Genomic DNA, 7,175 nt, shown 5'->3' on the forward strand with positions numbered 1-7,175 from the left:
GACCTGCTATGCCCGCAATTGATTTGAACGCCGACCTCGGCGAAGCGACCGGCCGCGACGGGATCGCAGCCGACGCCGCCATTCTTGCGCAGGTGACAAGCGCTAACGTCGCCTGCGGGTTTCACGCGGGTGACCCGGCGGGTATTCTCCACACCTGCCGCATCGCCGCAGAGAACAGAGTCACGATCGGTGCACATCCCGGATACCGCGATGCGGCTGGCTTTGGCCGCCGCTTCATCGACTACGACCCCGGTGTGCTCGAAGCCGAGACGATCTATCAGGTGGGCGCGGTGCGTGCGCTCGCGGCAACGGTCGGCGCCGAGGTGCGCTACATCAAGCCGCACGGCGCGCTCTACAACGCGCTCGCACAGCACGAGGCGCAGGCGCTCGCGGTCGTGCGCGCCGCCGTCGCGACGGGGCTGCCGCTCATGGTGCAGGCGTCTTCGCGCACCGTGCAGCTCGCAGCCGACGCGGGCGTGCGCGCGATCGGCGAAGGCTTCGCCGATCGCGGCTACCGGCCCGACGGCACGCTCGTGCCCCGCTCAGAACCGGGCGCACTGCTGGGGCGCGACGAGGCGATCGCGCAGGCGCTCCGGATCGCCCAGACGGGCACCGTTATCGCCGTAGGCGGTGTCGAGATCGAGGTGCCAGCCGAGAGCATTTGCTTGCACGGCGACAGCCCCGGCGCGGTGCTGCTTGCGGGCGAGATACGCGCGGAGCTTGAACGCGCGGGTGTGACGGTGCGGGCCTGTGTGTGACATGAAACACGAGCGCTTTAAGGCGCGACTCATGGGGGATCGGGCCGTGCTGATCGAGTGCGCTGGTATGACGGGCGCTTCCGCTGGTGCTGCTGGTGCTGGTGCTGCTGCGGTTGCCGAGGTTGCCGAGGTCGCTGCTCTCGTCGCGCGGTTGCACGGGGTCACCGAAGTCGTGCCCGCTGCCCGCACTGTTCTGGTCGTCTGCGCAGACTGGCACGCTACGAAGGGCGTGCTCGCGTGGGCCGAGAGCGGGGAAGTGGGGCGCAGCGCTGATGCCGCAGCGAGCAGTTCAGAGCACGGCGCAGCAAGCGAGGCCGTGCACGGCGCAGCACACAGCACCGGGCACAGCATCGGGCACCGTGCCGCGCACGTCACGATCGATGTCGTCTACGACGGCGAAGACCTGGCTCTCGCTGCAGCACTTGTCGGTGCGAGTGGTGAAGCGCTCGCCGCCGCGCACACGAACGCCTCGTGGCGGGCAGCGTTTGGTGGCTTTGCGCCGGGGTTCATGTACCTCACCGCCGATAATTGGCCGTATCGCCTGCCCCGGCTTGATGCGCCGCGTGCACGGGTTGAAGCGGGCGCGGTGGCGCTCGCGGGGGAGTTCTCGGCGGTCTACCCTGCCGGCTCGCCCGGTGGGTGGCAGCTCATCGGCCGCACTGCTGCGCCGATGTGGGAGCTTGAACGCGCGGAGCCCGCGCTCGTGCGACCGGGCGACACCGTCGAGTTTCGTGCGGTGCGCGATCTGGTGCGGGTGAGCGGTAGCGATGCTGGTGATGCTGGTGGTGGCGCCGCTGGCGCCGCCGCGGCGTTTACTGTCGTGCGCCCCGGCACTCAAACCTTGATCCAAGACGGCGGCCGACCGGGGTACCGTGCGGTCGGAGTGACCGAGTCAGGAGCCATGGACCGCTCGGCGCTTGCCCGCGCCAACGCGGCAGTCGAAAACCCTGCGGGCGCGGCCAGCCTCGAAATTCTCGTGGGCGGGCTTGAACTGAAGGTGGAACGCCCGTCGACGGTAGCCATCGCGGGGACCGCCGTGAGCCTGGAGGTTCACGAAGCGGGGGAGCGCCGCACCGTTCTCGCGGGCACTCCGGTCGCTGTGCACCCCGGGCAGCGGCTTACCCTGGCGCACGTTGGCCCTGGCATGCGCGATTACCTCGCGGTGCGCGGCGGGGTGCTCGGGGTAGTCACACCGGAAGGTGGCGTCGAGCCTGCAGAGGGCACAGAGACAGTGGACACACAGGCAGACGGCACACAGACAAACGGCGCGCAGCGGCAGGGGTGGCTGGGGAGCCAGGCCACCGACACACTCTCGGGCATCGGGCCCGCGCCGCTCGCTCAGGGCACCCAGATTGGCGTGGGTGAGGTGGTCGAGAGACCCCTCGACTGCCACAGGCCGGCCGTAGCGGTCGATGTAGTTGAACAGTCTGCGGGTAGCGAGCACACGAAGTCCCCTGGGCAAGCCGAGCTCCCAGCGAGGTCAGGGCAGCCTGACCAGCCAGCGGTGCCCGTTCTGCGCGTGCTCGCCGGGCCGCGCGACGACTGGTTTGATGAGGAATCGCTGCGCACGCTCACCGAGGCAACATGGACGGTGGGTGCACAGTCCAACCGGGTCGGGGCGCGCCTCACCGGGCCTGCGCTCGAGCGACGAGCCGCACAAACTGACGACGCGGCACCCGCTGAGCTGCCGAGTGAAGGCATGGTGCGCGGCGCGCTGCAGGTGCCGCCGGGCGGTGAACCCGTGCTGTTTCTGGCTGATCACCCAGTCACCGGCGGTTACCCGGTCATTGCCGTAGTGATCGACGACGACCTCGACAGGGCAGGGCAGCTCGCGCCCGGGGCCCCCGTGCGATTCGCGATCGTGAGCGCTGACGCCGCCTCTGAGACGGGAACATGGCCCGCCGCCCAAGTTGCCAAAGTCGCGCAGCCGCACCCTGCGCGGGTCACCTGCACGTTCGAGATCGACGGCAGGCGCCACAGCGTGACGATGCCCGGCGCGCTCGCCGCCGCGATTGACCTGGCGTTTGCCGCAGACCTCGCTCATGCCGACGCAGCCCGCGAGTTCATCGCGGGAATCGTGCGGGCGATCCGGAACAGCGGGTAACCAGCGCAGCGCAGCAGGCGACAAAGCACAGCAGGCCACAGAGCCCAGCCGCACCGACTAAGATGGGATCTCGTGTCAGAGAGCGAATCGAATAGGCCAGCGGAGTCGAATCCGATCACCCAAGAAGCGGCAGATGCCGCGGTCGCAGGTGCCCTCGCAGCGTTTGCGGCGGCGGGCAGCGTTGCCGAGCTGAAGGCTGCCCGCGCGCAGCACTCGGGCGAAGGCTCAGCCATCGCGCAGCTGAACGCGCTCATGCGTCAGGTGCCCAAATCAGAGAAGGCCGCGACCGGCAAGATCATGGGCCAGGCCCGTGGCCGCGTCGAGGGCGCGTACAAGGCTCGCGAGGCCGAGGTTGCTGCCGCCGAGGCCGCAGCGCGTCTCGTGGCAGAGACCGTCGACGTGACGGCAGCGCCCACGCGCCGCCGCACCGGCAATCGTCACCCGCTTGCGCAGCTGCAAGACGAGGCCGCCGACGTGTTTATTGGCATGGGCTGGGAGATCGCAGAGGGCCCCGAACTCGAGCACGAGTGGTTTAACTTTGACGCCCTGGGCTTTGACCCCGACCACCCGGCGCGCGCGATGCAAGACACGTTCTTCGTGGAGCCCGCAGACCGCCACCTGCTGATGCGCACGCACACCTCGCCCGTGCAGATCCGGTCGCTGCTCGGCCGCGAGCTGCCCGTGTACGTGGTGGCTCCGGGCCGCACGTTCCGCACCGACGAGCTCGACGCGACCCACACGCCCGTGTTCAGCCAGATCGAGGGCATCGCGATCGATCGCGGCCTCACCATGGCGCACCTGCGCGGCACGCTCGAGCACTTCGCACGCCAAATGTTTGGCGAAGAGGCAAAGATTCGCCTGCGCCCCAATTTCTTCCCGTTCACCGAGCCGTCGGCCGAGATGGACGTGTGGCAGCCGAACGCCAAGGGCGGCGCGCGCTGGGTCGAGTGGGGTGGCTGCGGCATGGTCGATCCCAAGGTGCTTGCCGCCGCGGGCATCGACCCCGAGGAATACCAGGGTTTTGCGTTTGGCATGGGCATTGAGCGCACGCTCCAGTTCCGCCACGACATCAACGATATGAGAGACATGGTTGAGGGCGATGTACGCTTCAACCGTCAGTTCGGAGGACTGGTCTAATGCGCGTTTCACTCAGCTGGCTGGGCGAATTCGTCACGCTCCCCGAGGGCACGACCCCCGAGCAGGTGCACGCCGATCTCGTGCGCGTGGGCTTCGAAGAGGAGTCGATTCGGCGCTTTGACGTGACCGGCCCCGTCGTCGTCGGCGAGGTGCTCTCTGCAGAGCCCGAAGAGCACTCGAACGGCAAGACGATCAACTGGTGCCAGGTGCGCGTCGCTGCCCCCGGCGCTCTCGCAGCCGATGGCGGCGAAGACGTGCGCGGTATCGTGTGCGGCGCCCACAACTTTGGCCCCGGCGACAAGGTCGTAGTCTCGCTGCCCGGCGCCGTGCTGCCTGGCGGCTTCGAGATATCGGCTCGCCAGACGTACGGTCACGTCTCTGACGGCATGATCGCTTCGGCCCGCGAGCTCTCGCTCGGCGACGAGCACGACGGCATCATCGTGCTCGGCACGCTCGGCCTCGACCCCGAGGTGGGCGCCGACGCGAAGGCGCTGCTGGGTCTTTCTGACACGGCCGTCGAGATCAATGTGACTCCGGATCGCGGCTACGCGTTCTCGGTGCGCGGTGTAGCCCGCGAGTACTCGCATGCAACCGGCGCAGCGTTTGCGGACCCGGCGGCGGCCGTAACGGTCGCCCCCGCCTCGGGGTTCTCGGTATCGCTGGCCGACGAGGCGCCCATTCGTGGTCGCGTCGGCGCAACTGGCTTCGTCACCCGCGTCGTGCGCGGCATCGATGCGACCCGCCCCACGCCCGCGTGGATGGTGGCCCGCCTGCAGCTCGCCGGTGTGCGTGCGCTGTCGCTGCCCGTCGACATTTCGAACTACGTGATGATGGAGCTCGGTCAGCCGTTGCACGCCTACGACCTCGCGAAGGTGGCGGGCGGCATCACGGTGCGCCGCGCCGCAGCGGGCGAAACGCTCGTGACACTTGACGAGCAGGAGCGCGCTCTGCACGCCGAGGACCTCGTGATCGCCGACGAGTCGGGCGTGATCGGCCTCGCCGGTGTCATGGGCGGCCAGTCCACCAAGACCGACGACACGACAGTTGATGTGCTCGTCGAAGCCGCGACGTTCGACCCCGTATCGATCGCACGCTCCTCGCGCCGCCACAAGCTGCCGAGCGAAGCATCGAAGCGCTTCGAACGCGGCGTCGACCCGCGCGTTGCGGCCGCTGCCGCGCAGCGCATGGTCGACCTGCTCGTGTCGCTTGCAGGTGGCACGGCCGACGCGCTCGGGGGCGAGATTGTGGCTCCGTGGGAGCCCGTCGCGGTGACGCTGCCGCTTGAGCGCGTCAACGGTCTGATGGGCGCGGACTACACCGACGAAGAATCGCGTGCAGCGCTCGAGACGATCGGCTGCACGGTTGCTGCTGGAGCCACCGAGCGTGAGCTCGTCGTTACTGCGCCGAGCTGGCGCTCGGACCTTGCGCGCCCCGCTGACCTGATCGAAGAGATCGCCCGCATCGTCGGCTACGACCGGATCCCGTCGGTGCTGCCCGTAGCCCCCGCGGGCCGCGGCCTTACGCGTGAGCAGCGCCTGCGCCGCCGCGCAGCCAACACGATCACCGCCGCCGGTCTCGACGAGGTGCAGAGCTACCCGTTCGTGTCGCGCGCGCAGCTCGATGCATTTGGTGCGGGCGCCGAGAACACTGCAGACGCTGGTTCTGACGGGCCCGCTGCGGTCGACGCGATCCGGCTCGCAAACCCGCTCGACGGGCAGACGCCGTTCTTGCGTCGCTCGCTGCTGCCGGGCCTTGTGACCGCTGCTCAGCGCAGCGTGTCGCGTGGTATCACCGACCTTGCGATCGTCGAGTTCGGTTCGGTGTTTGAGCCGATGACGGGTGATGCCGTGCTCGGCACCGATGAAGTGCCGCCGCTTGGCGAGCGTCCGTCTGACGAGACGCTCGCAGCGCTTGACGCGTCGATTCCTGTGCAGCCGCGCCGTGCTGCCGGGCTGTTGCTGGGCGACGTCGTTGCCAAGCAGCCGGGCGAGGCCGCGCGCGAGTACGACTGGGCAGACGCGCTTGACGCCGCCCGCGAGGTCGCGCAGGCGGTTTCGGCGGAGCTCGTAGTGACGCAGGGGGCGCATCGCGCGTTCCACCCGGGCCGCACCGCCGAACTGTCGGTGCGCGTGCATGTCGACGCCGACGGCGAAGACGGTGGGCTCGAGGTTGTCGGCGTTGCTGGCGAGCTGCTGCCCGAGCTCGTCGCGGGGCACCACCTGCCAGGCCGTGCGGTCGCGTTTGAACTCGACCTTGAGCGCGTGATCGAGCTTGCCCCGCGCGTGCCCGAGACCGCTCAGCTGTCGACCTACCCCGCGGCAACGCAGGATCTCACGCTCGTGGTCGCGGCCGATGTGCCCGCCGGTGACGTGCTCGCCGTAGTTACCGCGGGTGCGGGTGAGCTGCTCGAGTCGGCGCACGTGGTCGACGATTACCGCGGCCAGGGCGTCGACGAGGGGCAGAAGGCGCTGACCTTCGCGCTGCTCTTCCGTGCGACCGACCGCACGCTGAAGGCTGAAGAAGCGAGCGAGGCAAAGCTCGCGGGCGTCGCCGCGGCCGAGCTCGCGTTCGGCGCGCACCTGCGCGACTAGACGCTGTCTTTCAAAGACCCGGGCAGTTCTCGCCTCTGTATACGCAGGGGAGGGGAGCTCCCGGGTCTTGCCGTCGGTGGACTTTCGTCCCGTTTATTTCTGTGCGTCAATGCATGCCCGTTAAGCAGCGCAATCCCGCCGTCTGCTGTCATGCCGCGTGAGCGCGTCCCCAGTTTGAGCCGACGGAGCGGACCGAACATGACGACGGCCGGCAAGCCAGCCGCAGCAGGCGCAAGCGCCCAATATATTGCCGTTGATGCCTTCGGCAGCATGGCGACCGCTCTGCTTCACGCATCCGCCCGGCCACCCGCTGCGCGGCCTCCCTTGACGCAACGCTCGCGCCCGTCTCTCGCTGCGCTCGGCCGTGCGGGTTCGTCACTACGGTTGCGCTCCGCTGCCGCGCTCGCGCTGGCACAGGGTGCCATCAACGGCAAAAAATCGAGGGAGAACCGGGAACACCCGACAAGCCCACCAAATAGAGGCATTATCCCCAATGGAGACAATGGAGTGAGTATTCGGACTTCTGAGCACCGCCAGTATTCCGGTTGAGCACCGCCCGCTGAAGCGCAGTTATTGTCTGGTGAG

Annotated in this window: 4 protein-coding genes; all 4 read left to right on the forward strand. The window is 68.7% G+C overall.

Annotation, left to right across the window (positions count from 1 at the left end):
- Positions 1-8 precede the first annotated feature (8 nt).
- The 4 genes from ACXR2W_RS05315 (at position 9) to pheT (ending at position 6,590) form a co-directional block, all read left to right on the forward strand.
- The gene (locus ACXR2W_RS05315; RefSeq protein ID WP_458814333.1) at positions 9-758 is read left to right on the forward strand and encodes a LamB/YcsF family protein; all 750 of its coding nucleotides are present in this window, start codon (positions 9-11) and stop codon (positions 756-758) included.
- Positions 759-789: 31 nt separating this feature from the next.
- Complete coding sequence (locus ACXR2W_RS05320) at positions 790-2,862, forward strand: 5-oxoprolinase subunit B/C family protein (protein ID WP_458814335.1); 2,073 nt, start codon at positions 790-792, stop codon at positions 2,860-2,862.
- 72 nt (positions 2,863-2,934) lie between these two features.
- A complete protein-coding gene (pheS, locus tag ACXR2W_RS05325; protein ID WP_458814337.1) occupies positions 2,935-3,999 on the forward strand; it encodes a phenylalanine--tRNA ligase subunit alpha in 1,065 nt (354 codons plus the stop codon).
- A complete protein-coding gene (pheT, locus tag ACXR2W_RS05330; protein WP_458814339.1) occupies positions 3,999-6,590 on the forward strand; it encodes a phenylalanine--tRNA ligase subunit beta in 2,592 nt (863 codons plus the stop codon). Before pheS ends, pheT begins: the two co-directional genes overlap by 1 nt.
- The last annotated feature ends 585 nt before the right edge of the window (positions 6,591-7,175 follow it).

Source organism: Leucobacter faecis (genome assembly GCF_054456695.2).

Coding starts and splice junctions, on each gene's coding strand:
- ACXR2W_RS05315 (WP_458814333.1), top strand. CDS start 9: ATGCCCGCAATTGATTTGAACGCCGACCTCGGCGAAGCGACCGGCCGC.
- pheT (WP_458814339.1), top strand. CDS start 3,999: ATGCGCGTTTCACTCAGCTGGCTGGGCGAATTCGTCACGCTCCCCGAG.
- ACXR2W_RS05320 (WP_458814335.1), top strand. CDS start 790: ATGGGGGATCGGGCCGTGCTGATCGAGTGCGCTGGTATGACGGGCGCT.